At 51.3% G+C, this 22,383-nt stretch carries 33 protein-coding genes, 1 tRNA gene and 4 pseudogenes; 8 read left to right on the plus strand and 30 right to left on the minus strand.

The genetic code is table 11. The features are described 5' to 3' along the window. Positions 1-316: 316 nt before the first annotated feature. Positions 317-589: a hypothetical protein gene (locus LH22_RS16575; protein ID WP_038648388.1), complete on the plus strand. Its 273-nt coding sequence runs from the start codon at positions 317-319 to the stop codon at positions 587-589. Between the two features lie 281 nt (positions 590-870). Here the strand turns inward: LH22_RS16575 and LH22_RS16580 are convergent, their stop codons facing one another. The 27 genes and pseudogenes from LH22_RS16580 to LH22_RS16705 form a co-directional block, all read right to left on the minus strand. Then, positions 871-1,719 (minus strand): DUF4942 domain-containing protein, encoded by an 849-nt coding sequence (locus LH22_RS16580; protein WP_038648390.1) that lies wholly within the window; start codon positions 1,717-1,719, stop codon positions 871-873. 168 nt (positions 1,720-1,887) lie between these two features. Beyond that, positions 1,888-2,379: a DUF5983 family protein gene (locus LH22_RS16585; RefSeq protein WP_038648393.1), complete on the minus strand. Its 492-nt coding sequence runs from the start codon at positions 2,377-2,379 to the stop codon at positions 1,888-1,890. Further along, the gene (locus LH22_RS16590) at positions 2,376-2,759 is read right to left on the minus strand and encodes a TA system toxin CbtA family protein (RefSeq protein WP_038648396.1); all 384 of its coding nucleotides are present in this window, start codon (positions 2,757-2,759) and stop codon (positions 2,376-2,378) included. The genes LH22_RS16585 and LH22_RS16590 overlap by 4 nt, the downstream gene beginning before the upstream one ends. A gap of 63 nt (positions 2,760-2,822) precedes the next feature. Beyond that, the gene (locus tag LH22_RS16595; RefSeq protein WP_038648397.1) at positions 2,823-3,182 is read right to left on the minus strand and encodes a type IV toxin-antitoxin system YeeU family antitoxin; all 360 of its coding nucleotides are present in this window, start codon (positions 3,180-3,182) and stop codon (positions 2,823-2,825) included. A gap of 31 nt (positions 3,183-3,213) precedes the next feature. After that, positions 3,214-3,435 (minus strand): DUF987 domain-containing protein, encoded by a 222-nt coding sequence (locus LH22_RS16600; RefSeq protein ID WP_038648399.1) that lies wholly within the window; start codon positions 3,433-3,435, stop codon positions 3,214-3,216. 9 nt (positions 3,436-3,444) lie between these two features. Next, positions 3,445-3,918, minus strand: coding sequence for a RadC family protein (gene radC, locus LH22_RS16605; protein WP_038648401.1), 474 nt, complete (start codon positions 3,916-3,918; stop codon positions 3,445-3,447). Between the two features lie 9 nt (positions 3,919-3,927). Next, complete coding sequence (locus LH22_RS16610; RefSeq protein ID WP_038648404.1) at positions 3,928-4,398, minus strand: antirestriction protein; 471 nt, start codon at positions 4,396-4,398, stop codon at positions 3,928-3,930. A gap of 73 nt (positions 4,399-4,471) precedes the next feature. Then, positions 4,472-4,694: pseudogene (locus LH22_RS20340) on the minus strand (DUF905 family protein). Positions 4,695-4,726: 32 nt separating this feature from the next. Beyond that, positions 4,727-5,548: a DUF932 domain-containing protein gene (locus LH22_RS16615; protein ID WP_038648407.1), complete on the minus strand. Its 822-nt coding sequence runs from the start codon at positions 5,546-5,548 to the stop codon at positions 4,727-4,729. Positions 5,549-5,690: 142 nt separating this feature from the next. After that, positions 5,691-6,041 carry a hypothetical protein gene (locus LH22_RS16620; protein ID WP_240474665.1) on the minus strand — a complete coding sequence of 117 codons (351 nt, stop codon included), beginning with the start codon at positions 6,039-6,041 and terminating at the stop codon, positions 5,691-5,693. A 56-nt stretch (positions 6,042-6,097) separates the two neighbouring features. Next, positions 6,098-6,589 (minus strand): hypothetical protein, encoded by a 492-nt coding sequence (locus LH22_RS16625; protein ID WP_052059435.1) that lies wholly within the window; start codon positions 6,587-6,589, stop codon positions 6,098-6,100. A gap of 2 nt (positions 6,590-6,591) precedes the next feature. Then, the gene (locus LH22_RS16630) at positions 6,592-7,146 is read right to left on the minus strand and encodes a hypothetical protein (protein WP_038648410.1); all 555 of its coding nucleotides are present in this window, start codon (positions 7,144-7,146) and stop codon (positions 6,592-6,594) included. A 399-nt stretch (positions 7,147-7,545) separates the two neighbouring features. Continuing rightward, positions 7,546-7,674, minus strand: a pseudogene (locus LH22_RS21020) (hypothetical protein); the annotation flags it as partial. Beyond that, positions 7,674-8,027, minus strand: a complete 354-nt coding sequence (locus LH22_RS16640) for a bacteriophage protein (RefSeq protein ID WP_038648413.1) — start codon at positions 8,025-8,027, stop codon at positions 7,674-7,676. The gene LH22_RS16640 and the pseudogene LH22_RS21020, both read right to left, overlap by 1 nt. Continuing rightward, the gene (locus LH22_RS16645; RefSeq protein ID WP_038648416.1) at positions 8,027-8,779 is read right to left on the minus strand and encodes a Gp138 family membrane-puncturing spike protein; all 753 of its coding nucleotides are present in this window, start codon (positions 8,777-8,779) and stop codon (positions 8,027-8,029) included. Before LH22_RS16645 ends, LH22_RS16640 begins: the two co-directional genes overlap by 1 nt. Positions 8,780-8,833: 54 nt before the next feature. Beyond that, complete coding sequence (locus tag LH22_RS16650) at positions 8,834-9,211, minus strand: hypothetical protein (RefSeq protein ID WP_156102806.1); 378 nt, start codon at positions 9,209-9,211, stop codon at positions 8,834-8,836. Between the two features lie 7 nt (positions 9,212-9,218). After that, the gene (locus tag LH22_RS16655) at positions 9,219-9,458 is read right to left on the minus strand and encodes a hypothetical protein (RefSeq protein ID WP_038648422.1); all 240 of its coding nucleotides are present in this window, start codon (positions 9,456-9,458) and stop codon (positions 9,219-9,221) included. After that, positions 9,455-10,015 (minus strand): hypothetical protein, encoded by a 561-nt coding sequence (locus LH22_RS19960; RefSeq protein WP_052059440.1) that lies wholly within the window; start codon positions 10,013-10,015, stop codon positions 9,455-9,457. The genes LH22_RS16655 and LH22_RS19960 overlap by 4 nt, the downstream gene beginning before the upstream one ends. Before the next feature lie 130 nt (positions 10,016-10,145). After that, entirely contained in the window at positions 10,146-10,487 is a 342-nt protein-coding gene (locus tag LH22_RS16665; protein WP_038648425.1) for a hypothetical protein, read from the minus strand. Beyond that, positions 10,487-11,095: pseudogene (locus tag LH22_RS16670) on the minus strand (hypothetical protein); the annotation flags it as partial. The gene LH22_RS16665 and the pseudogene LH22_RS16670, both read right to left, overlap by 1 nt. Before the next feature lie 350 nt (positions 11,096-11,445). Continuing rightward, entirely contained in the window at positions 11,446-11,952 is a 507-nt protein-coding gene (locus tag LH22_RS16675) for a lysozyme (protein ID WP_038648427.1), read from the minus strand. A gap of 4 nt (positions 11,953-11,956) precedes the next feature. Continuing rightward, a pseudogene (locus LH22_RS16680) lies at positions 11,957-12,097 on the minus strand (phage holin); the annotation flags it as partial. A 120-nt stretch (positions 12,098-12,217) separates the two neighbouring features. Next, positions 12,218-12,667: a DUF1367 family protein gene (locus tag LH22_RS16685; protein ID WP_038648433.1), complete on the minus strand. Its 450-nt coding sequence runs from the start codon at positions 12,665-12,667 to the stop codon at positions 12,218-12,220. 144 nt (positions 12,668-12,811) lie between these two features. Beyond that, entirely contained in the window at positions 12,812-13,051 is a 240-nt protein-coding gene (locus LH22_RS16690) for a hypothetical protein (protein ID WP_038648436.1), read from the minus strand. Continuing rightward, positions 13,048-13,341, minus strand: coding sequence for a hypothetical protein (locus LH22_RS16695; protein WP_038648439.1), 294 nt, complete (start codon positions 13,339-13,341; stop codon positions 13,048-13,050). Before LH22_RS16695 ends, LH22_RS16690 begins: the two co-directional genes overlap by 4 nt. A gap of 81 nt (positions 13,342-13,422) precedes the next feature. Continuing rightward, positions 13,423-13,821, minus strand: a complete 399-nt coding sequence (locus LH22_RS16700; protein WP_038650238.1) for a Rha family transcriptional regulator — start codon at positions 13,819-13,821, stop codon at positions 13,423-13,425. A gap of 11 nt (positions 13,822-13,832) precedes the next feature. After that, positions 13,833-14,129: a CII family transcriptional regulator gene (locus LH22_RS16705; protein ID WP_038648442.1), complete on the minus strand. Its 297-nt coding sequence runs from the start codon at positions 14,127-14,129 to the stop codon at positions 13,833-13,835. 208 nt (positions 14,130-14,337) lie between these two features. Here LH22_RS16705 and LH22_RS16710 point away from each other — a divergent pair, with 208 nt between their 5' ends. After that, positions 14,338-15,501: an integrase gene (locus tag LH22_RS16710; protein WP_038648445.1), complete on the plus strand. Its 1,164-nt coding sequence runs from the start codon at positions 14,338-14,340 to the stop codon at positions 15,499-15,501. Positions 15,502-15,516: 15 nt separating this feature from the next. Here LH22_RS16710 and LH22_RS16715 read toward each other — a convergent pair. Beyond that, positions 15,517-15,593: transfer RNA gene (locus LH22_RS16715), tRNA-Arg, on the minus strand. 168 nt (positions 15,594-15,761) lie between these two features. After that, positions 15,762-16,265, minus strand: coding sequence for a DUF1198 family protein (locus tag LH22_RS16720; RefSeq protein WP_038650240.1), 504 nt, complete (start codon positions 16,263-16,265; stop codon positions 15,762-15,764). Between the two features lie 176 nt (positions 16,266-16,441). Here LH22_RS16720 and folD point away from each other — a divergent pair, with 176 nt between their 5' ends. Continuing rightward, complete coding sequence (folD, locus tag LH22_RS16725; RefSeq protein WP_034828233.1) at positions 16,442-17,308, plus strand: bifunctional methylenetetrahydrofolate dehydrogenase/methenyltetrahydrofolate cyclohydrolase FolD; 867 nt, start codon at positions 16,442-16,444, stop codon at positions 17,306-17,308. Then, positions 17,308-17,520 (plus strand): ribosome-associated protein YbcJ, encoded by a 213-nt coding sequence (gene ybcJ, locus LH22_RS16730; RefSeq protein ID WP_038648448.1) that lies wholly within the window; start codon positions 17,308-17,310, stop codon positions 17,518-17,520. Before folD ends, ybcJ begins: the two co-directional genes overlap by 1 nt. Before the next feature lie 246 nt (positions 17,521-17,766). Here ybcJ and cysS read toward each other — a convergent pair whose 3' ends face one another. After that, positions 17,767-19,152 carry a cysteine--tRNA ligase gene (cysS, locus tag LH22_RS16735; protein ID WP_038648451.1) on the minus strand — a complete coding sequence of 462 codons (1,386 nt, stop codon included), beginning with the start codon at positions 19,150-19,152 and terminating at the stop codon, positions 17,767-17,769. A gap of 218 nt (positions 19,153-19,370) precedes the next feature. On the opposite strand from cysS, the gene ppiB reads away from it, so the two are divergent. The 4 genes from ppiB (at position 19,371) to purK (ending at position 22,343) form a co-directional block, all read left to right on the plus strand. Then, positions 19,371-19,865, plus strand: a complete 495-nt coding sequence (ppiB, locus tag LH22_RS16740; protein ID WP_038648453.1) for a peptidylprolyl isomerase B — start codon at positions 19,371-19,373, stop codon at positions 19,863-19,865. Next, entirely contained in the window at positions 19,865-20,581 is a 717-nt protein-coding gene (lpxH, locus tag LH22_RS16745) for a UDP-2,3-diacylglucosamine diphosphatase (protein ID WP_038648457.1), read from the plus strand. Before ppiB ends, lpxH begins: the two co-directional genes overlap by 1 nt. Before the next feature lie 191 nt (positions 20,582-20,772). Then, positions 20,773-21,282 carry a 5-(carboxyamino)imidazole ribonucleotide mutase gene (gene purE, locus LH22_RS16750; RefSeq protein ID WP_038648460.1) on the plus strand — a complete coding sequence of 170 codons (510 nt, stop codon included), beginning with the start codon at positions 20,773-20,775 and terminating at the stop codon, positions 21,280-21,282. Further along, complete coding sequence (purK, locus tag LH22_RS16755) at positions 21,279-22,343, plus strand: 5-(carboxyamino)imidazole ribonucleotide synthase (protein ID WP_038648463.1); 1,065 nt, start codon at positions 21,279-21,281, stop codon at positions 22,341-22,343. Before purE ends, purK begins: the two co-directional genes overlap by 4 nt. Positions 22,344-22,383 lie beyond the last annotated feature (40 nt).

Raw genomic sequence — 22,383 nt, forward strand, 5'->3', positions numbered from 1 at the left:
CTTGGATAAAAGGCTATATAATTGTGAGAGGGTAATATCCATGGCAATCAGAGCTTATAATTACGCAAACAATGCTTGAAGCGAGCAAGCTGTGATTTATGAAGATGTGAGTATTGATCATGTAGAGCTTTCCAAAGCTCTTGGTTATAATTGCAATTATCTTTTTAACCAAGGCAAGATTGATAGAAAAAAACACATTATAAATAAATTTAAAACCCGCTTAGCGCGGGTTTTAAATTAGCTATCGAAAATCAAAAGACATCGTAACTGCTTGATGATATTCGTTCTGATATCAATAGATACAACTGGAGGGGATATGATTGTAACTTTCAAAAATATTTCAACATTCGATATCAACGCCAATTTGCATTTCGTCATCAAAATTGTGGGTACAAGCCATCGGCGCGGATCTAAATTGGGAACGAACTGCTCAGGCTTTAATATTAATCATGAGCTGGTTGATGGCATGACTGTTGGCGAGTATCAATCGATGATTAAAAGGCGCTTTAAAGTATCTGACCCTCAATTCTCTTTAACTAAACATCTAAAGTACGATGTTGAAAAGGGGTATCTAGAGTTGCATGGGTGAATTTATTCAAACGACTTAAGACCGCTCATACCGCCTTTTTTGTGTCCCAAATCTGTCCCATGGTGAAATTTAAAGGGAGATGGGAGGAGGTAACTCGTTGATTTAATTTGGCACCCCTACAGGATTCAAATTAACAATCTAAGTCATTGACTATAAATCATAAAATCGTGTTCGAAAAAAATTATACCAACGATTATACCAACACATTACTTTGCGTAGCTTTACTGATTAAATCTGTAGTGAGGCTTACTAACTCTGGCAACAGCTATTGTATCGCCTCACTATCTGTACGCCAACATCCCCGGATAATGCCTTGCGATGATGTCGTTCATCTTTTTCACTAACTCAGGACGCTTGAACGTAACGTGTGCCGTTCCCTTCTGAAAGTAACGAATAGAGAAATACGCATCTTCATATACATCTTTGCCAAGGTTATCACGAATGTGATTCATCAGGTTGATGGAAATATCAGCACGATTATCGGGTATCGCTTTACCATCCAGTAAAAACAACATCCGTTCCAGATCCGTCAACTGATCGCGTCGATCCCCCGACGTCAGGCTGTAGCCCCAGCGGTTGTGCGTCACCAGATTGTTCATAATGATCTTCTTACCGAAAAAACACGGGCTATTGGTTTTGTAATCCCATGACAGTCCTTTAAACACGTTAATGATGCCGCGCTCAAACACTTCCGCTTTACTCTGATTTAACTGTTCAAAGGTACTGAGAATATTGGCTTCGCTAATCTCAGGAAAATCGTCAACCTCAAGGTTTTTGTCCCACTGGTCACACGCCAGGGCGTCCATCAACGAGATCATCCCTGATTTTTGCATCAGGTCACGCCAGATGCTGCGATCAAGATTGCAGGTAATCGTACTCATTGCGGTTTTCACGTTTTCCATGAGCCAGCAGCCACAACGAAAGTCCTGACGCATGGCCCAGTCACGGGCCGTTTTGCCACCAATACTACTGGTCAGCGTCGAGATGTCGGCAAGTTGCTGGATGAGTTCTTCAATCTGTAACAGTGCCGCGCTGCGGCCTGTCACGATACGCTCAATACTGGTAGAGCTAATGATTTCGGTATGACCAGTTATTACGTTGTGGTCGTTACTGACTGGTATCTCAGACATGGATTATTTCCTTTATATCAATGTAAAACGCCAGCCGAATGAGGGCTGGCGCTTATGTGAGCGGTGTGTGAAATAATAGCTACTCACTCGGTTATTTACTCTGTGACCTGGAGGTAGCGAATATCCAGAGGGACCTGTTTTTTTCGTCAGGTTTAGAATGAGCGCGAGCTACCAGTCGAAGGTGATAAAGCCGGGGAGAATGTCGCCAAAGGAGTCAAAGTGAATGGTGCTGATGGCATAGCGACGTATCAGCGTCACAAGCAACTTACGGCAGGCTTTCGACAGCCCACAGCGTTTCAGGCGCAGAACCGGGAATGCCCAGGCATCGAGGCGTATCAGATAACCAGAGCCAGTGTAGTGGATCCATTCTGCATCACCATAATCCTGATATTGCTGGGAAAGTGTGTGCAGTAACGCATTATCTTCATCGGTGATATGGGCTGTACTGCACTGAATACCGTTAGTTCTGGCGGTTACAGGCAGAGGATCTTCAACAATTATTTCACCAGGAGTACTGGCAATGCGAAGTATGTAACCGTTGTCGTTGACCACATCAATCAGCTCATCAACATCAACCCGATCCATTTCGACGGCGATTTTTCCCATGTTGAGCGCAAGGACGTTAATCCCATCAGCTTCAACATTCATCGAGATTTTCAATGCTTTTTCTCCAGTCGACTCATTTTGCCACGAGTAATATCACTCACTGCTCTATAACCACGACGCTTCATCAGACCGGTAGCTTGTCTGGCGCGGAGAATATCGATTGGGGTGATAAAAGGTGACTGCTCCATAATGGTGAAACCAGGTCGGTCAGTGCGTACCAGTTCATATTTCTTCACAAGGAAGTTCACCGCATCGCTGAGGGATACTCCGGCGTCAATATGCTCACGGATGGTGGTTTCATTGCTGAACGGGGTATCACTGAGTGTGAGTCCATAGTGTTGTTCGAGCAGATGCGTCAGCAGCTTTTGCCATATTTCAACAGGTGCCGGGCAGGTTTGTGCCGCCCGTTGCGGGTTTACGGGTAAGGTTTGCATGGGTTGAATTCTCTTCAGATTAACGATGTGGCATAAGGAGTAAAACGAAGGTGGTGGTACGGGTTATTCCGGGCTTGCCGGGTAAATGGTGATATAAATGTACCCGTGAGAACCGAGGGTGTCGGCTTCACAGGTCAGGCCATTGTGGTTCAACGTAACGCAATGCTGATAGCGAGGATTGAGCTCACCTGAGCGCAGCTTACGTTCAAGCTCTTTGAGCATCAGCGGAAATGCCTGGTCAAGCCGCAGCGCCTCATCCTCACTGAATGCACCGTCAAAGCCCCCACGGTCAGCCAGAAAATGCAGGCGATTTCCTTCCTGCACCAGACGCGCACCAAATCTGGGTGTAACTTCGCGATTCAATCCCCATTGCAGGCGCGGGTTGTCCTCCGGTGGTATACCGGCTAAGGCAACAGATTTCATTTAAGTATTCCTTTATAACGAAGAGGGAGTGTTAATTGAGCGTGACGCTACGCAGAATGACATACGGGCCGTTGCGGTCCTGACGACGTTCAGCAAATACCGCCAGCACGCCAGTAATATCCTGTACTTCGCGACCAGCGTAATGACAGATGCTTCCGCTCCATTTGTACTTACCGGTGCAAAAGCGAAAGAGGCGGGAACCCGAATGATGCCGGTAGAGCGTCATAGCCTTGCGCTTACTGATGATTTTCATGGCGTTTCCTCACAACCATCCTCGTTCGGCAAATGACACCACTTCGCTGCCTCCTGTCACGAGGTGGTCGAGTAACCGCACTTCCACCAGGGCCAGCGCCTCCGCTATTCGTTTCGTGACAGCCCGATCGGCGTTACTGATGTCGGTGGTCCCGGACGGATGGTTATGGGCAATAATGACCGCCGCAGCATTGTGACGCAGAGCCGACTTCACCACTTCGCGGGCGTGGACTTCGGTATGGCTCAACGTACCGGTAAACAACGTTTCCCGTTCAATCAGGCAGTGCTGGTTATCAAGATACATCACGATAAACACCTCCCGTTCAAGGTTTGCCATCTGCAGCTGTAACCAGGTTTTGGTAAAGATGGAAGAGGTAAACGACTCACCCGGCTGGCGCTGGTATTTTTCCAGCAGACTCAGGGCGCGGCGGATAATGCGTTGTTCGTCGGGCGGAAAGCACGGAGATAAGGCGAGCTCAGACATACAGACTCCTCAGTCGATTATCGCCATAATGGCCCGGCACTCAACGTGTGCAAGCGCATAGTCCCGCAGACGGTAATAGTGTTCTGTCATCGCATCACACTCCGTGCGACAGGCATGGTGGCTGAACGCCATCAGACAGGCTGTGATACCGGCAGCTTGCGCACTCAGTTCAGTACCGTTGCCATTCATGCTGTTAAACATCGTCCATTTTTCACCGTCATCATCTTCAGGTGCCATAAATACGCCGCCGTTGCTGAGGGTATAAAACTGCCAGATGCCGCCGCCGTAATCGACACACAGGCGGTCAAGCCAGGCAAAGATACGTGGCTCCAGCAAAATCCACTCTGGGATGGTGCCAAAGTGCTGCGGCCAGAAACGGAGTCGTTGTTCATCGGGTACAACAGTTGCAGCCAGCGCCACAGGGTTGTTATCAGCCACCAGGGTGAAAACATCGGGTGAAAGGTTGGTTTCGGTGTTCATAATGCTTATCTCCGGATAATAAAAAGCCAGCCGGTAAGGGCTGGCGGGAAAGTGAATGTCTGAGTGAAACCGGCTACGAATTACGAATACCGTAACGGGCGATATAGCGGTTAAGCAGGGTTCCGGCATCAGCCTCAAAATCCCATGCCCGCCAAACCATTGTGCCGTACCACCAGACGAAACTGCGTGCCATGGTCATCTTCAACGATGATATTCAGATACTGAGGGATAACAGCTTCAGCCTGTTCACAGGTAAACGGGCCGGGAGGGAGTAAAACAACTGATTCAGTCCTCAGGAGGTTAATTTTCCATGCTGCAACGAGCTGAATTACTTACCGAAAAATTCCAACATATTTTCGGTCATCACCCACAACGCCCGGTTAAGCTTCACGTCACTGTCGATACCGTTGACGGCACGGGTCTGGGCTCGCTTGCCTTTAGTCGTTAGCCCAGACAGTCCACCTTTAATCAGGTTTTCCTGGATGCGCTGATAGGTGGTCCAGAGATCGGCGCTTTCATCCTGCCATCGGCGAGCACCGAGAATTTGTGATTCGGTTACCGGCTGATGCTCTTCGCCAAAGCGATAGGTTAACGCAGCCTTTGCCAGTGCTTGCTGTGCCGGTGGCGGTAACAGCAGAGATTGCATTGCGTCGCGTTTCTCCTCTACCCGATCAAATATCCCCAATACTTCGTATGCTCCCTCGATAACCCTCTCAACCACGTTGCCTTTATGTGGCACGCGCACTTCACCAAAGCTCTCACCGCAAATTAGGCCGTTCTGGCAAACTGAACGAAATAACCCTGGCAACATCTGATAACTGCTGGAACCATCGTGGCTGTTGAGAAGAATAATTTCAGGAACTTGATTACCCGTAATCTGCCCCTCTCGGCGTAGGCGAAGCATATGCTTGGTGTGCTCACGTTTTTTTGGGTCACGTACGCGAGTTTGACAGGCAAAGAACGGCTGGAAGCCTTCACGCTGCAAATTATCCAACAATGAAATAGTCGGAATACAGGTGTAGCGATCACTACGGGATTCGTGTTTCTCATGGCTGAATACGCTGGGAACAAAGTGCGCAAGTTCATCACGAGTTAGCGGACGGTCGCGGCGTACAAGATTGGCTGCTCCAAACCGGCTGGCTAATCGCATGGTTGATTCCTTATCTGGCAAAAAAAAAGGGCTGCCCCTCGCGAAGGAGGAACAACCCTGTCAGTGCAGCAATAAATGACCGGTTATGGATTTACCGGTGAAGGTTTTGGACCCGTTAATCTAGACTGCATTACAACTGTTATTACCAGTTAAAGGTAAAAACGCCTTTACTGGTTTGTACGCTTAGCTCCAGAGGGCGACACTTTGTGAAGCTGCTGTTACTGGGGGTGGTAAAGGACAGCGTCTGACCGTATCCCAAACGCTTGTTCACATTCTGTCCCCTCCCCTCCATTGAAATCAGACAGTTACCCCGATTCAGGGTAATTGACTGAATAGTAATGTCATTTTCGAGGCTGGTCAGCGTCAGTTGCCATACTGGAAAATTCACTTTCGGGAGATAAGTTCCCTGTGCATTGACAGACAACGGTGCATTGTCCGCCAGAGCAGGAAGCGCGACGGCAAGTAACAGGGTGGTGAGCAGGGTTTTAAACATCAAAAAAATCCTTATTAGCAACGGGTAATGTCCTATTGCATAGCTTATATACAGCATCAGATATCATCAGACTGGGCAATCCCGTCATCCGACAATGCGTGGCTGATGTTATTGACTACTGTATGAGGGTCGAGCTTTAACTCTGCCAGCAATTTTCCGCTTTCCGGCGTACCCTTATAGACGTACAGGGAAGCCAGTGGCTCGCCCCCATCGTTTGTTCCCGCTGAAATCTGATAGCTTGTGCCACCATTTCGCACGGTAAAAGTCTGGATACTGATGGCCTGATTGCTCTGGTAGGCGTAATGGGTGCTGGACGCCGGAACAGTGATATTCATTTCTTTGTGTGCCGCGCCGGTCTTGCCAAATGAATACAGCACTGACGGGGTGACGATACAAATCTCCACCTCTTTTTTATGATTGACCGTCTGCGCGTAAAAGACCGGTTTTACACAGCGCTGATTTTCAGCCTGAGCTGTGTGCATGCATAACAGAAGCAGCCCGGCAGTTAAAAGCAGGGCGTTGGCAATTTTCTTTAATTGACCTGTCATTTTCATTTCTCCAGTTCAGGTAATACGACATAAATATCTCTGCCTCTGACCTCAATGGTCATTGGCTCCTTGCTGCCGGTGTTCATCAGTGCCTGAGCCCGATAAAAACGCCCACTGACCTCTTCTTTTAAATCCGTTACGCGAATACAGCGTTCATCAATGCCCTGTCCCTGCAGGATTTCAGTGACCACTGGACAAGCGCTTTGTGCCAGCCGCTCGGTATTAGATTGCGTTTTAAAATGATTACTAGCCACGGCTGACAACACTGTGCAAATCAGCCATACCTGCAACAAGCGCCAGGGCTTACCCTGACGCTCGTCACGTTGACGGAGATAAACCATCGGTAGCAAGGACCATCCCATTGAAGGGGGCGTGATCTCCTGTTTCATCAGGTTCAGCCTGTCAAGCAACACCCAAATAAGGGAGAGCACCATATACAGGCCAAGAGCAATTTCTTTAGGAAAGAAAATGGCGAAGGGTATCCAGATAACCGGAAGGCCAATGGACAAGCACCAGGCATAGGCGTCCAGCTTGAGAAACGGATAAGGTTTCAGCATAAGAACATTCCTTTATTAACAATTGATTAGAAAGTAGTGGGATTAAATGACCTCCCCAGCCAGGGATCGTATCGGGATGTAAAGAGGAGGGATAATCGTTAGTGGAGATCAATAAACCGAAATTGATCGCCGAAACCTATCGTTAAAAACGATCATTTATTGATAATTGATAGCTTAAAACTATAGCCAATCAGTATTCGATCGGCGAAACAGATCAAATGGGTAGCTGGTTTTAGCTGAGACTTAAAATAAGCGATGCCAGAATAATCTGGCCAAAGAGAGTAGCCGACTACGGACCTGTTTTAACCACGTTCTTATTGTGCGTGACTCCAGCAGGGCATCCACGCTTTCGTCGAAGATATCGCCTACAACTCGGGCAAAACTTTCTTGTGCAGCGGTGGCATCGGTGCCATAAATCTGCTGAAAGTAGCTGGTGATGGATGTGAGTATCGTCTGGTAATCAGGCGCACTAATCCCTGAGGCGGTCACCGTAGCGGAGAGCCCCAGCGTGTCGAGATCAAGAGCCATTATGCCTCGCTTGTAACGGTCGTCGTTCCGTAGATGGTATCGATGGTCGCCGTGAACACTACCCGGCGTGATGAGGTATTGAGGTTGGAATCAAATGACTGAATCGAGTTAACGCCCTGCGTTTCGAGAATGCGCTGGCGTATAGCGAGGTTGTACGTTTCCGGCTTCTGCTTGCCCAGAACCGATTGAATCCACGGTGTGCCCTCGGTAGTATCAAGGAACCACTGACCGTACCAGAGCAGGAATCGTGTTTTTACTGCCTGCGCAACCGCCTCTGGTGAGTTAATCAGCCAGGTATCATCGCCTTGACCAAAGGTGTAATCACCATCGTCATCTTCGCGTCTGTATCGCATTAGTTCACCTTGCCAGAATTGCCACTACCAGTCTGGACGCCGCTATGCGTGTGCTGGTCGCTGATATCTTTGCCGTTGGATGTGAGCGTGCCGATGAACTGGATCGCACCGGATATTTTTGCAGCTGTGCCCGATACGATGCTACCCACCATACCACCCGCCCACGTCAGAAGGCCGGTGATGGTTACTGCCTGGCTGAATTTTGCCAGTGGGGTAGTGACGTTCATGCCGCCCGGTGCCACAAGGTTAATCGCATGGCTGTTTGGGTCGAGTTCAATGTAAGCCAGTCCGTCATCGGTGCGTATTTGGAGCGTTGTCGTGCTGATATTGCTGATCACGTTCGGCTGAGACATTGGACCAACAAAAGCAAATGCATCCGATAAATCATGCTGGCGCGGGTCGACCGGTTCCTGCACGCCTCCGCTCTGCCACCAGAAATCGATGCAGCGATCAGAGAAGACAACCAGACACTCGTCACCTTCCTCAACCGGGAACGTGATGGAGCAGCCACCGCCGCGCGGGAATACTACGGGCACATCAACCAGCAGCGGCAGCGGCGCAGATGTGTAGTTGCCAAGCTCGTCGGCCGTCTGGCCCTTTAAGGCTGGCTGGACGGTGCAGGTGTTGGCGATCGGGTCGTAGGATTCGATGATCCCAGGCAGGGATACACGGAGCATTGAGAAGATGGTGTCAGACAGCACCTTCATGGCCTGCTGTTCGCCACCTGCAAGCGATTGAGGTGATACCGACATGTTTTCTCCAGGCAATAAAAAACCCGCCGAAGCGGGTCATTTAACTTGTTGAAATTACTTTAAATCTTCAAAGAAGATTACTGGAATGTTAGGCCTTGAATATCCTGAAAGCGCTAACCATCCTGTTATATATGAAGAAATGTATGGAAAAATGTTTGCCTCTGCGTTGGCTTTCTCAAGAAGTTCCTCTGCTTGTTTTTCGCTAACCTCGGACTCAAACTTGATAGTAAATTCAGACTTAATCTGCAACTCGAATTTACCAAAGCTGATCATCTGCGCCTCGGCTATTAAAACGGCTGTATCTTTATGATCTGAGTTAACGTTAACTGATCCATACAGCGAGAAAGTGTTCGTGTGTTCGCCTGCTGGTGCTTCGCTGTTGGGACTGAGGCTTGCCTCTGTGACGACCATAGGAGAAATTTCAAATTTCATGTGTCACCTAGAAAGCGAACGAAAGCGCCGTAGTTGATTCATCTCTGATCAAGTTTAAACGCTGCACTGGGCGCACCGCCTCTATCTCCACCAAGTCATGTACGAAAATGGAGTGCGAAAATATTTCATGATGATGAGACTCTTCATCTGCAAGACCTACTGAAACCAGCGTCTGCACAAATTCTTCGCGGCTCATTTTTTCTAAACGTGCAATGGCTTCGTTAACAATTTCTAATTGGGTTTTCATACTTTTCCCCTCTCGACGACAGTCAAACCTTTGACATCGATAGACAACTTTGGTTCTTTTACGCTCATAATCCTGCAAGTAGGAATGCGAGACGAGTAATTTTTAGTGCGCGTCCACCGGTCTAGCTTTATGTACTCAGGATTGATGATAGCTTCGAAGTCGGTGTTTTCAAGGATGTGATTGCATACCTCGCAATCATTTCGGATTGCACCCACCTTAGGCCGAACTTTCTCTCGTTTCATCTTTTCAATCAAGAATGTTCGGTAAGCATTGAATGCTATCTGTCCTTCTTTTTCATCCAAGCAAAGTACTTTTTCTACTTTAATCATGGCTTTGATGATTGAAAATCTATGGTAGGTATTCCTACCAATATCTGAATCATATGCTTGGAGCCTTGCCCAATGACGAGCATCGGACTGAGGATCGCTGATGCCTTCAATGAAAAAGTATGCACCAGTACCCAACCACTCATCTTCTCCGGCACTTACGTTGAAGTTATAGTCGAGAATGGACCGCTCATTTTTATTATCTGTGCCATGAAAACCGACAAAATCCATCTATGTCTCTCAACATTAACGTTAGATTAGGCAACAAATTTACGTCACGTTCGCGCCGATCATGCCGACTGGATGGCGGCATAATTTACCATGGTAATGATTATCGTCAATACGCATAGAAAGTTTAAATTTAATTAATCAATTTCACGCAGTCAAAAGAGCCTAACACCCGAGGCTGATCCATGTTGCCACGGATAGCCTCTACGTTAAGAACGGCTTTTCCATTACGCTTGATGTAGTCCATGCCGAACCAGCCGGGCGCATCGCTGCGCTGAACCATCCACTGCATCTTGACGTTTTCATAATCGCCATTAGCTTTCAGGAAAGTGAACTTCTGACTTTCTGGTTTTACACCATTGATGCGCGCCCACCCATCATTGGCATCACTTGTGCCAAGCTTGAATGGCCCACATTGCGAATCGGCTAAAACTGAACCAGAAATAACCAAAGCAAGCATGATTAACCAGCGCATTAATAAGTCCTGTTCAGCGATGAGTTCGTTTGCAGGTCAGCAGAACCTCGCGCAATACACATCAAATCCATGTACCACGGCTGACCTCTGGTATCACCAGTATAATCTATAGCCGATACGATATACACGCCGTCAGCCGCAATACTTGCGGGCTGTTGCAGTGTTCCGTTCACCGTCAGATTGCCGTTTGTGTTGCTTTCGCTGGCACGGCCCGGCAGCGCCTTCACCTCATCCGCTGAGAGGCTGGCGCGATACACGGACGCCTGGTCGATCTGCACTAAACCTTTTAAACGAATGTTGGGGTTGATCAGGCAGCGCACGTTCACCCCACCTCCCATCGTTTGCTGCGGCATGCCAACCAGCCCGGTATCGCTGTTCAGCACAATGGCGTTCTGGACATATTTGTCCGTTGGTACCATCTGCGCCTGACCGGCCACCAACTGCCAAGTAGCGCCGCACTGAGCGGCAACGTTATCCATGATGTCACGCGATGACTGATAAATTACGCGACCGCGCGGGAAGACAGTGGCGGGCATATCGCCGGTGATGCCCTGCGTTACGCCGTATGGGTTGAAACTGTCCATCGCGGCAGAATGCACATCTGCTACCTGAACGTACTTTGTTTCGGTTTGCGCGCAGCTGGTCAACAGCGGCAGCAGGAACAGGCTGAGCAGCGCATACATCGCCTTTAATCGCCTGGCGGATAATAACCACCCTTCCCTCGCTTTCTGAGTTACTGGCCTGATTATCATCATGGGTTGCCTTGGCGATGTCGTTGAAGAGTGCTGTAGCTCTCAGAACATTGGTTGTGATGGCTTCTGCTGAAGTCTTTTCCTGCTTCAGCTGCTCATTCTGCTGAGTAAGCAAAGCCTTTGAGGATGACTGGAGCTTTACCGTGACGCACAGAGCAATGACCAGAATGAGGAGCGCCGCGATAGCAACAGCGTCCCATTTGACTCTACTTAAGGTCATTGGCGTTCTCCGCCAGGCACAGTGAACGCTCCATGTCACGGCGGTTCATCAACCCGCGCCATTTCTGTCCGCCTGCATACACCCATCGGCGCATCTCTTCGCACGCTCCGGTCACATCGCCTGAGTTAAGTTTCTTGAGCAGGGATGATTTGGAAAATGCCGACGAGCCCACGTTATAGGTGAAGCTGTAGAGTGCCGCTCTCTGGAATTCTCCAAGAGGAATCTTTACCAGAGCATCAACTGATTGCTTCACGGGCTGAAGGTCGGCATTAAGCAGGCGATCGCATTCGCGGTCCGTGTACTTTTTACCTTTGATGATGTCATTGCCAGTATGGCCATCGCATACGGTCCATACCCCGGCCACATCTTTATAGGGTTCGTACACGCGTCCTTCCACCCCATCCTTTCCGCCGAGGAATACCGTTGCAATAAGCATGGCTCCGCCGCCTGCAGCAGCAATAAGCCTGTTGCGCAGTGTGTTAGACATTGCCATTGGTTTAATCCTCGGTGAGGTCAGGCGCGGTAGGCCAGCGTTGCAGCGCTTTAATCTGCGCCATTGTTGCCTTGCGTTTGTAATACCAGTTGATGCCGAGAGTGAATAGCGCAACCAGAATACCGGCCAGCACACCCACGGCACTCCACTCATCTGACTCTTACCAAGCATGTCTGCGAGCAATATTGTCGGGGTTGATGGATATTCGTTGCAGAGGATTTCTATTTCCTCTCTGCTCCAGTGGCGTTTAGGCATTTTGTTTTTCCTAAAAATACGAATAGAGCTGGTTGATGATGTTCTGGTCTTTGGTGCCAGCGAAGACGTGTTTGATGGCGGCGTTAATTAGCGATGAATAACAGCGCTCAAACTCTTCCTGCTCCATATTTGCGTAGGCCAGACTCTTTGCCTCTGCCCTCACCTCGCCCCGGATGTTCGTCACCATGTCGTAATGGCCTGCTAGGATGGTAAGGTCTTTGCGGAACCGGTTGAACTGTGTGGTTTCATCGGCATGTTCAAGCCCTGCCCGGTCAGCAGCCCAGTGCTGAAAGCAGAAGTTGAAGAATGCGAAGGCCTTGCGGTGAAATGCGGGGTTGCGGGTTAGCTTGATTTCGGCGGTGTACTGCTCGCCATTTTTGAATCGTGTGAGGCGTTGTATGTCACTATCAAGCGCTGGGGTGAATATCCCCCCGGCCGATTTGATCAGCTCGATTTGCATGGCGTTCCTCGATAGCTTTCTCCAGGTATGACGCAATGCTGTCGACCAGCTGCTGTTGCCCTGGTGAGAGTTTCGTGTCGTTGAGTTTGTCGGTTGCTTCGTAGGCTTGGCGGAGTGGGTCAGGTCTGAGGGGGATTACGTTATTCATCTGCGCTTTCTCCATGGCGTTCTTCTCTTGGTTTGCCACGGCTCGAAGTCACGAAACAGCTTTGCGAGCCAGGGATTGTTTCTGTTTGCTTTCTCCTCCATTGCATCAAACATCTCAATCACTTCACGAGTGGACATAACTGCAAGTGCATCGATGATATTTACAAATCGCACTACCCTACTGGTTTCCCCCGCTCCACTTTCACGGCAATCATCGCCGTTGGTTTGGATTGTCATGGTTTGCTCCAGTGATCTTCAATTGCAGCGCCCATTCTCTGCATCCAACTTGCGAGCCTCAGAGCTGCTTCTCTTTCGCTTCCGCACTCAGGGAATCCGTCGAATTTCATGTCAGCACGATAAGAGCTTCGATGAAGCTGACCAGTGATAATCATTTCTTGATCGAGAAGACCCCCGCTGCGCTTTTCGTAACGAACGGTTCTTGATGAGTGCTGAACAAAATAAACAGACTCTGTTTTATCTGTTGATTTATCGAGTTTGTATGAAATCAACTGCACAAAGCTGCCCATTACCCTTCCCTCCCATCATTCTCAATCACCCGATAGGCGATGATGTCGCGTTCGCAACTGGAGAATTCGCCATGCAACTTCTTACGCGCGACTGCCGCGACAGCAGTTGCTGTTTGCCAGTTGGTTTTCCAGCACCTGACGTTGCTCAACTTCAACTGTCAGGGCTTTCAGGGCTGAAAGGTAATCAGTTGGAAGGCTGCTAGAGCTTTCCAGTTCACGCAGGCGTTTAATCACCTTCATGCGCAACATAGCGCTGTATCCGGTCACCAGACATTCGGTGTGCTCGCGATCCAGAGCATAACCACGGTACTCCTGACCGTTTTGGGGGTGTATCCAGTTTTGGATATACCCATCAGCTGGTTCATTCAGTTGCCCGAGCATCACTTCGATGTCGCGCATAACATGAACATGCTGCTTTCCAGTCAGTTCGGCAATTTCACGGCTGGTCATCGTTGTGTTTACTGCTGTAGATAATTGCATGTATAATTGCCTCAGAAATTTAGTGTGATTTGAGAATCCTCAACTGTTCGAGCAGTTGAGGATTTTTGCTTTTGTAGTAACGAAGCAACCTGCTTTGCCAGCCGGGCTAAGTCGTCATCCACAACACCCCACTCCAATACTGAAAGCAGCATTGAAATCTTTGGGATGAATGTTTCCTTCCATCTGGTGATCTGCGAACGGTCAACACCAATAGCTTCAGCCACTTGCTGGCTTCCCTTCATGGCGATCTTGTTCAACAGGGCGCTTTCAATACTTCGCGCACTTGTGCGGTTCTGTGTATGTTCCATTCGTTAGTATTTCCTTGTGATGTAAGAACTTGCTGTACCTTGCAGTAACAAGGTCAGTTAGTTTGCTCCTGCGGTTAGACGGGAGCGGTTTCAGAGTTTTAAAGAGCGGTGTTGCTTAGGCCGCGTTACCGGCCTGTTTCATGTATCGCTGCGGATAAAGAATTTGCATCTCCGTGAGCGCGGCAGATGCACATGAGGAGAAATCAACATGTCGATCTTCCGCAGGGGCTCCGTCTGGTACGGGAGCTACACGACGCCAGGCGGCAAGCGCATTAAAGAATCTCTTGGCACAGAGGACAGAAAGCAAGCGCAGGAGCTACACGACCGCCGAAAGGCTGAACTGTGGCGAATAGAGCGCCTCGGGGATTTCCCTGATGTGACGTTCGAAGAGGCCTGTATGCGCTGGTTTGAAGAGAAAGCGCACAAGAAGTCTATCGATGCAGACAAGGGCCGGATCGGATTCTGGCTCATGCATTTTGAAGGGGTATTGCTGAAAGACATCAGCGAAGCGAAGATTTATGCGGCTGTCAGTAAAATGACCAACCGTAAATCAGAGGAGCGATGGAACCAGCGTGCGGCGACGATGGCGAAGAAGGGAATGGAACTCGGTGCCTATAAGCCGGTGGCCGTTTCCACGTCGACCAAGGCCAAGCACCTTGCTCTGATGAAGGCGCTGATGCGCGCCGCAGAGCGTGACTGGAAGTGGATCGAGAAGTCACCGGTAATCAAGGTGCCACAGGAAAGAAATAAGCGGGTGCGTTGGCTCGAACCCGCTGAAGCTCAGCGACTGATTGATGAATGCCCCGAACCCCTCAAGTCTACCGTAGAGTTTGCGCTGGCAACAGGCCTGCGCCGCTCTAACATCGTTGACCTGAAATGGCAGCAGATAGACCTGCAGAGGAAAGTGGCATGGATTTACCCGGAAGACAGCAAGTCAGGCAGAGCAATTGGTGTTGCCCTGAATGGCACAGCCGAGACCGTTCTGCGCAAACAGATTGGCCGGCATCACAACTGGGTATTCGTTCACACCGAATCAGCGAAGAGAAGTGACGGAACCACAACGGCGACCGTGCGCAAAACACGGGTGGATTCCAATACGGCATGGCGGGCAGCACTTAAACGAGCGGGCATTGAGGATTTCCGTTTCCATGACCTGAGACACACATGGGCGAGCTGGCTTATTCAGGCCGGGGTTCCTTTGTCAGCATTGCAAGAAATGGGCGGTTGGGAAAGTATCGAAATGGTGCAGCGTTATGCTCACCTGGCACCGAACCATCTGACGGAACATGCGAGGCAAATTGATGCGATTTTTGGCAGTCGTGTCCCAAATCTGTCCCACGGGGACAATTTGAAAGCGGAGGGAGAGAGGTAACTTATTGATTTAGTTTGGCACGCCCTACAGGATTCGAACCTGTGACCTACGGCTTAGAAGGCCGGTGCTCTATCCAGCTGAGCTAAGGGCGCATAGTGGTTGCGTCGGATTATACGTTTGCACGCTCTCGCGTCAACGTTTTTGCCGCCCTGCGGCTCCAGAGTGTTGAATCATTGAACAATTCGTCCTAAAGACCGAACAGTACGCCCCACGTCGCGCGCCATCCGCCCTAGATACCTATGCCCAACAATCCCCACCCCTTAATGCCGCTTACGCCACTCGCTCATCGACACCAGATTACTCACCTCGCCAGCCTCCCCTTCAAGCTCGATCCCCTGCTGGGTAAACCGCGCATTATACTGCTCCCGCAACGCATGCAGTTCCGCACTCTCCGGCTCCAGCTGCCGCAGAAATCCAAGTGCTAACAACAGCTGCTGCCGCGAAATCAGCCCCGAAAACCCAGCTTTAGTCAGAATCCCGTGCCAGCGCAACGCATTCTCGTCGCTGCCATCGACAATCAACACCTGCCAGATCAGCATCACCGCTGCGCCGTTGCCCAGATGGGTTTCATTATCGCCCGCGATGTAATCGGTAAACTCTTTGGCCGCGTCCTTGCCCATCAGCGACAGCATCGATTCGATGTGCACCGGCGGCAATTGCAGCCTTTTACTCAGCCCTTGCGCAGCATGGCGCGAACCGGCCGTCAGAAGTTGAAACCCTACAACAAACACCACCGCCAGCGTGGCGAGTATTAACCAAATCATCACGGCATCCACATAATTTCCTGAGGGACATAATACGCGCTAAGGCGGTCTCACGTCACTGCGGAAAGTCGTGAAACGCACGGGTGAAATGAATCTCTACCTGACAGCCGGACGCGCTTCTGACAGAATAGGCGCCAATCCCCGATTTAACTTTCTACAGATGGATTTCCTCTCTGATGGCAGCAAAAATTATTGACGGTAAAACGATTGCGCAGCAGGTGCGCCTTGAGGTTGCCGAAAAAGTACAGCAGCGTCTGGCAGCCGGTAAACGTGCACCAGGTTTGGCAGTGGTGCTGGTGGGTGAGAACCCCGCTTCGCAGATCTATGTCGCCAGCAAACGTCGCGCCTGTGATGAAGTGGGCTTTATCTCCCGCTCTTACGATCTGCCTGCGACCACCAGCGAAGCCGAACTGCTGGAACTGATTGATACGCTGAACAATGACAGCGAAATCGACGGCATTCTGGTTCAGCTGCCGCTGCCAGCCGGCATCGATAATGTCAAAGTGCTGGAACGTATCGTGCCGGACAAAGATGTCGATGGCTTCCATCCGTACAACATCGGTCGTCTGTGCCAGCGTGCGCCGAAGCTGCGCCCGTGTACGCCGCGCGGCATCGTCACGCTGCTGGAGCGCTACAATATCGATACCTATGGCCTGAACGCCGTGGTGGTGGGCGCATCCAATATTGTTGGCCGTCCGATGAGCATGGAGCTGCTGCTGGCGGGCTGCACCACTACCGTCACGCACCGTTTTACCAAAGATCTGCGTCATCACGTTGAGCACGCCGATCTGCTGGTGGTGGCGGTCGGTAAACCGGGCTTTATTCCGGGTGACTGGATCAAGCCAGGCGCGGTGGTGATTGATGTTGGCATCAATCGTCTGGAGAGCGGTAAAGTGGTGGGCGATGTGGATTTCGCGAGCGCGTCTGAGCGTGCGTCTTATATCACCCCGGTTCCCGGTGGCGTCGGTCCGATGACCGTTGCGACCCTGATTCAAAATACATTAGTCGCGTGCGAAGAGTATCACGACGTGGAGGAGGCATAATGGCCAGTTTTTCTTTGGGCGAACATGCTCACGTTGATTTGTGTGATCTGCTGAAACTTGAAGGTTGGGTGCAGAGCGGTGCGCAGGCAAAAGTGGCCATCGCGGATGGCGAAGTGCGCGTGGATGGCGCAGTCGAGACGCGTAAGCGCTGCAAGATTGTGGCAGGCCAGAACGTTGAGTTCGCCGGTTTTAAAATTACCGTTGTAGCTTAAGCATTCAGGCAAATAAAAAGGGGCGAACTGCGGTTCGCCCCTTTTTTAATTCTGCGGCCGGTAAGTCCAGGTATGCATAAATGCGTACCCTACAACTGCGGGCTGAAATTCCGGTACGCATAAATGCGTGCCCTACAAACTGCGGTCTGAAATCCCGGTACGCATCAATTTTCGGTCAGAGTGCCGATGAAAGCGCACCGTACAAACTGTAGCATCCAAGTGCCGTTAAAAGCACACCCGAAGAGATTACTTACGACGCCAGCTCGAACCCTGCGGACCATCTTCAACAATCACGCCCAGCTCATTCAGCTTGTCACGCGCAACATCCGCCTGCGCCCAATCTTTTGCGGCACGCGCTTCGGAACGGACTTTGACCCAATGTATGATTACGGTCACTTCATCATCATTCTCCTGCGCACTACTTTGCAGGAACTGTTCAGGATCCTGCTGCAAGATACCCAACACATCGGCCAGCTGACGCAGTTTCGCGGCCAGGGCATCAGAGGCGGCTTTGTCTTCGGTTTTCAGGCGATTCACTTCACGCGCCATGTCGAAGAACACTGAGTAGGCTTCCGGCGTGTTGAAGTCGTCATCCATCGCGGTACGGAAGCGCGCTTCAAACTCTTCGCCGCCTGCTGGCGTAGCGCTGGCATCGGTGTGACGCAGTGCGGTGTAAAGACGCTCCAGCGCCGCACGTGCCTGATTGAGGTTATCTTCGCCGTAGTTGAGCTGGCTACGATAATGGCCCGACATCAGGAAGTAACGCACGGTTTCCGCATCGTAATGCGCCAGTACGTCACGCACGGTGAAGAAGTTACCGAGTGATTTCGACATCTTCTCGCGGTCGATCATCACCATGCCGGAGTGCATCCAGTAATTGACGTAATCGCCGTCGTGCGCACAGGTTGACTGCGCCACTTCGTTTTCGTGGTGCGGGAACATCAGATCCGATCCACCGCCGTGGATGTCGAAGTGGGTGCCCAACTGTTTGCAGTTCATCGCGGAACACTCGATGTGCCAGCCTGGACGACCGTTGCCCCACGGCGAATTCCAGGCTGGCTCATCCGGCTTGGACATTTTCCACAACACGAAGTCCATCGGGTTGCGTTTAATTTCGGTGATTTCAACGCGCGCGCCCGCCTGCAGCTGAGTCAGATCCTGACGCGACAGCACGCCATACCCTTTATCACTCAGCACATCGAACATCACATCGCCGTTGTCCGCCACATAAGCATGTTTGCGTTCAATTAAACGCTCAACCAGCTCGATGATTTCAGCAATATGGCGCGTGGCACGCGGCTCCAGATCCGGCGGCAGAATGCCCAGCGCGTCAAAATCTTTGTGCATTTCGGCGATCATACGGTTGGTCAGCGTTTCAATGCTCTCACCGTTTTCGTTGGCACGTTTGATGATCTTGTCATCAATATCGGTGATGTTACGCACATACTTGAGCTGATAGCCCACATAGCGCAGATAACGTGACACCACATCAAATGCAACGAAGGTACGCCCATGGCCGATATGACAGAGGTCGTAAACCGTAATTCCACAGACATACATGCCGATCTGACCAGCGTGGATCGGTTTAAATTCCTCTTTCTGACGGCTCAGGGTGTTATAGATCTTCAGCATTGAACGATTCCGTTATTAACGTTTGCGGGATACGCCTTTCCAGCGTAGCTGGGTATTGTGCCGTATTTTTCTAAGTTGTGCATCGCTCGCTTACCTTCTGTGGCTGCCTTACTGACGAGCCATCGGAATTTGTGATATAAGAGGCGTCTACAAAAATGCCCCGCCGCTTTGCAGGCGTGGCAGTTGATACTGACGACACCCGTAACAGGACGAATATAATGGTCACTTTCCAGACGAACCATGGCGACATCGTAATCAAAACCTTCGATGACAAAGCGCCGGCTACCGTGAAAAACTTCCTGGACTACTGCCGTGAAGGTTTCTACGACAACACCATCTTCCACCGTGTTATCAACGGTTTCATGATCCAGGGCGGCGGTTTTGAGCCAGGCATGAAGCAGAAAGACACCAAAGAAGACATTCGTAACGAAGCCAACAATGGTCTGAAAAACACCAAAGGTACGCTGGCGATGGCCCGTACTCAGGCGCCACACTCCGCGACTGCCCAGTTCTTCATCAACGTAGCAGACAACGACTTCCTGAACTTCCGTGACGAAAGCCTGCAGGGCTGGGGTTACTGCGTGTTCGCTGAAGTGGTTGAAGGCATGGACGTAGTTGAGAAAATCAAAGGGGTGAAAACTGGCCGCAGCGGCATGCATCAGGACGTTCCGGTTGACGACGTTGTCATCCAGAAAGTGACTGTTAGCGAGTAATGTCGCGCACGCTGTTTATCGCAGATTTGCATCTGTGCACAGAAGAACCGGCAATCACTGCCGGTTTTCTGCATTTTTTGCAGGGTGAAGCGCGTGATTGCGATGCGCTTTACATCCTCGGCGATCTGTTTGAAGCCTGGATTGGCGATGACGATCCCAATCCGCTACACAGTGAAATCGCCGCAGCACTAAAAGCCCTGCCGATCCCCACATTCTTCATCCATGGCAATCGAGACTTCCTGCTCGGTAAACGTTTTGCGCACGAAAGTGGCATGACGCTGCTGCCGGAAGAGCAAGTGCTGAACCTTTACGGCCATCGCGTGCTGATTATGCATGGCGATACCTTGTGTACCGACGATGAAGGCTATCAACGCTTCCGCGCCAAAGTGCATCAGCGCTGGCTGCAACGTCTTTTCCTTGCCCTGCCGCTGCGCATCCGCATGCGCATTGCTGCGCGTATGCGCGCCGACAGCAAGCAAGCCAATCAGCACAAGTCGATGAGCATCATGGATGTCAATCAACAAGCCGTGATCGATACGATGACGCGCCAGCAGGTGCGGATTCTGATTCACGGGCATACCCATCGTCCGGCGGTGCATGAGCTAGTCGTGCAAGGTGAAAGCGCCCAGCGCGTGGTGCTCGGTGCCTGGCACGAAAATGGCTCAATGATTCAGGTTGATGCCGATGGCGTGCAGCTGATCGAATTCCCGTTTTAAAATCGAATCCTGAAATAGTCGGGCGCATTCGTGCTCGACACTCAGCGCGATGAAGATTCCTCTTCTCGCATCATTGCCCGTTTTCCGGCCACGCAACCGTTTTCCTTGCTCCCTTCTCATGCTATTCTCTGTGCCCTTCTTTACCTGCCCGCCCGGCCAGGTTCGTTTGACTATTCACAGGAGTTGACCGCATGTCATCCAACGCCACCCCGGCTCGTATCGCCATCGTCATGGGTTCTAAAAGTGACTGGGCTACCATGCAGTTCGCCGAGGAAATTCTTAACAGCCTGGATGTTCCGTTCCACGTTGAAGTGGTCTCTGCTCACCGTACGCCAGACAAACTGTTCAGCTTTGCCGAAACCGCCGCAGATAACGGTTTCCATGTGATCATTGCCGGAGCGGGCGGTGCTGCGCATCTGCCGGGCATGATTGCCGCCAAAACCCTGGTGCCGGTGCTGGGCGTGCCGGTACAAAGCGCCGCGCTGAGCGGTGTGGATAGCCTCTACTCTATCGTGCAGATGCCGCGCGGCATTCCTGTCGGCACATTAGCGATCGGTAAAGCCGGTGCGGCTAACGCAGCGCTGCTGGCGGCACAGATTCTGGCGGTGCATGACAAAGAACTGGCGGCGCGTCTTGCCACCTGGCGTCAAACCCAGACTGACGAAGTGCTGAACAACCCAGATCCACGGGTGGACGCATGAAACCGGTTTGCGTACTCGGCAACGGTCAGTTAGGCCGTATGCTGCGCCAGGCGGGTGAACCGCTGGGCATCGCGGTGTATCCGGTGGGTCTGGATGCTGAACCTTCTGCCCTGCCGATCGCTGAAAGCGTGATCACCGCAGAGATCGAGCGCTGGCCGGAAACTGCGTTAACGCGTGAGCTGGCGTTGCATCCGGCCTTTGTGAACCGCGATATCTTTCCGCGTCTGGCCGATCGCCTGACGCAGAAACAATTGCTCGATCAACTGAACCTGGCAACGGCGCCATGGCAGTTGCTGGCAGCTAAAGCTGAGTGGCCGCAGGTGTTCAGCTCGCTGGGTGAGCTGGCGATTGTGAAACGTCGCACCGGCGGTTATGACGGTCGTGGTCAGTGGCGTCTGCGCGCTCACGAGACCGATGCGCTGCCGGATGAGTGCTACGGCGAATGCATTGTTGAGCAGGGCATCAACTTCAGCGGTGAAGTGTCGCTGGTCGGTGCGCGCGGTCAGGATGGCACCACGGTGTTTTATCCGCTGACGCATAACCTGCATCAGGACGGCATTCTGCGCACCAGCGTCGCCTTCCCGCAGGCCGATGCCGCGCAACAGCAGCAGGCGGAAGCGATGCTCAGCGCGATCATGCATGAGCTGAAATATGTCGGTGTGATGGCGATGGAGTGTTTTATCACGCCAGAAGGCCTGTTGATCAACGAACTGGCCCCGCGCGTGCACAACAGCGGTCACTGGACGCAGAACGGCGCATCGATCAGCCAGTTTGAGCTGCATCTGCGCGCGGTGCTCGGTTTAGCGCTGCCAAAACCGGTGGTGTTTGCGCCGTCGGTGATGGTGAACCTGATTGGCACCGACGTGAATGTCGACTGGCTGCAACAGCCGCTGGTGCATCTGCACTGGTACGACAAAGAAGTGCGTCCGGGCCGTAAGGTTGGGCACTTAAATCTCACCGACAGCGATCAGGCACGCCTTGCGGCGGCGCTGAACGCGCTGGTGCCGCAGCTGCCGGAAGAGTACGCCAGCGGAATTGCCTGGGCGGTTGAGAAGCTGTAAATGCAAAAGGCCGCGCAAGCGGCCTTAAATTTATGTGCAG

The sequence above is a fragment of the Pantoea rwandensis genome, from assembly GCF_000759475.1.
Lineage (GTDB): Bacteria > Pseudomonadota > Gammaproteobacteria > Enterobacterales > Enterobacteriaceae > Pantoea > Pantoea rwandensis_B.

Bases quoted from the DNA above. Each gene is read 5' to 3' on its own strand.
- LH22_RS16575 (WP_038648388.1), top strand. From the start codon at position 317: ATGATTGTAACTTTCAAAAATATTTCAACATTCGATATCAACGCCAAT.
- LH22_RS16580 (WP_038648390.1), bottom strand. From the start codon at position 1,719: ATGTCTGAGATACCAGTCAGTAACGACCACAACGTAATAACTGGTCAT.
- LH22_RS16590 (WP_038648396.1), bottom strand. From the start codon at position 2,759: ATGCAAACCTTACCCGTAAACCCGCAACGGGCGGCACAAACCTGCCCG.
- LH22_RS16595 (WP_038648397.1), bottom strand. From the start codon at position 3,182: ATGAAATCTGTTGCCTTAGCCGGTATACCACCGGAGGACAACCCGCGC.
- LH22_RS16600 (WP_038648399.1), bottom strand. From the start codon at position 3,435: ATGAAAATCATCAGTAAGCGCAAGGCTATGACGCTCTACCGGCATCAT.
- radC (WP_038648401.1), bottom strand. From the start codon at position 3,918: ATGTCTGAGCTCGCCTTATCTCCGTGCTTTCCGCCCGACGAACAACGC.
- LH22_RS16610 (WP_038648404.1), bottom strand. From the start codon at position 4,398: ATGAACACCGAAACCAACCTTTCACCCGATGTTTTCACCCTGGTGGCT.
- LH22_RS16615 (WP_038648407.1), bottom strand. From the start codon at position 5,548: ATGCGATTAGCCAGCCGGTTTGGAGCAGCCAATCTTGTACGCCGCGAC.
- LH22_RS16620 (WP_240474665.1), bottom strand. From the start codon at position 6,041: ATGTTTAAAACCCTGCTCACCACCCTGTTACTTGCCGTCGCGCTTCCT.
- LH22_RS16625 (WP_052059435.1), bottom strand. From the start codon at position 6,589: ATGACAGGTCAATTAAAGAAAATTGCCAACGCCCTGCTTTTAACTGCC.
- LH22_RS16630 (WP_038648410.1), bottom strand. From the start codon at position 7,146: ATGCTGAAACCTTATCCGTTTCTCAAGCTGGACGCCTATGCCTGGTGC.
- LH22_RS16640 (WP_038648413.1), bottom strand. From the start codon at position 8,027: ATGCGATACAGACGCGAAGATGACGATGGTGATTACACCTTTGGTCAA.
- LH22_RS16645 (WP_038648416.1), bottom strand. From the start codon at position 8,779: ATGTCGGTATCACCTCAATCGCTTGCAGGTGGCGAACAGCAGGCCATG.
- LH22_RS16650 (WP_156102806.1), bottom strand. From the start codon at position 9,211: ATGAAATTTGAAATTTCTCCTATGGTCGTCACAGAGGCAAGCCTCAGT.
- LH22_RS16655 (WP_038648422.1), bottom strand. From the start codon at position 9,458: ATGAAAACCCAATTAGAAATTGTTAACGAAGCCATTGCACGTTTAGAA.
- LH22_RS19960 (WP_052059440.1), bottom strand. From the start codon at position 10,015: ATGGATTTTGTCGGTTTTCATGGCACAGATAATAAAAATGAGCGGTCC.
- LH22_RS16665 (WP_038648425.1), bottom strand. From the start codon at position 10,487: ATGCGCTGGTTAATCATGCTTGCTTTGGTTATTTCTGGTTCAGTTTTA.
- LH22_RS16675 (WP_038648427.1), bottom strand. From the start codon at position 11,952: ATGGCAATGTCTAACACACTGCGCAACAGGCTTATTGCTGCTGCAGGC.
- LH22_RS16685 (WP_038648433.1), bottom strand. From the start codon at position 12,667: ATGCAAATCGAGCTGATCAAATCGGCCGGGGGGATATTCACCCCAGCG.
- LH22_RS16690 (WP_038648436.1), bottom strand. From the start codon at position 13,051: ATGACAATCCAAACCAACGGCGATGATTGCCGTGAAAGTGGAGCGGGG.
- LH22_RS16695 (WP_038648439.1), bottom strand. From the start codon at position 13,341: ATGGGCAGCTTTGTGCAGTTGATTTCATACAAACTCGATAAATCAACA.
- LH22_RS16700 (WP_038650238.1), bottom strand. From the start codon at position 13,821: ATGCAATTATCTACAGCAGTAAACACAACGATGACCAGCCGTGAAATT.
- LH22_RS16705 (WP_038648442.1), bottom strand. From the start codon at position 14,129: ATGGAACATACACAGAACCGCACAAGTGCGCGAAGTATTGAAAGCGCC.
- LH22_RS16710 (WP_038648445.1), top strand. From the start codon at position 14,338: ATGTCGATCTTCCGCAGGGGCTCCGTCTGGTACGGGAGCTACACGACG.
- LH22_RS16720 (WP_038650240.1), bottom strand. From the start codon at position 16,265: ATGATTTGGTTAATACTCGCCACGCTGGCGGTGGTGTTTGTTGTAGGG.
- folD (WP_034828233.1), top strand. From the start codon at position 16,442: ATGGCAGCAAAAATTATTGACGGTAAAACGATTGCGCAGCAGGTGCGC.
- ybcJ (WP_038648448.1), top strand. From the start codon at position 17,308: ATGGCCAGTTTTTCTTTGGGCGAACATGCTCACGTTGATTTGTGTGAT.
- cysS (WP_038648451.1), bottom strand. From the start codon at position 19,152: ATGCTGAAGATCTATAACACCCTGAGCCGTCAGAAAGAGGAATTTAAA.
- ppiB (WP_038648453.1), top strand. From the start codon at position 19,371: ATGGTCACTTTCCAGACGAACCATGGCGACATCGTAATCAAAACCTTC.
- lpxH (WP_038648457.1), top strand. From the start codon at position 19,865: ATGTCGCGCACGCTGTTTATCGCAGATTTGCATCTGTGCACAGAAGAA.
- purE (WP_038648460.1), top strand. From the start codon at position 20,773: ATGTCATCCAACGCCACCCCGGCTCGTATCGCCATCGTCATGGGTTCT.
- purK (WP_038648463.1), top strand. From the start codon at position 21,279: ATGAAACCGGTTTGCGTACTCGGCAACGGTCAGTTAGGCCGTATGCTG.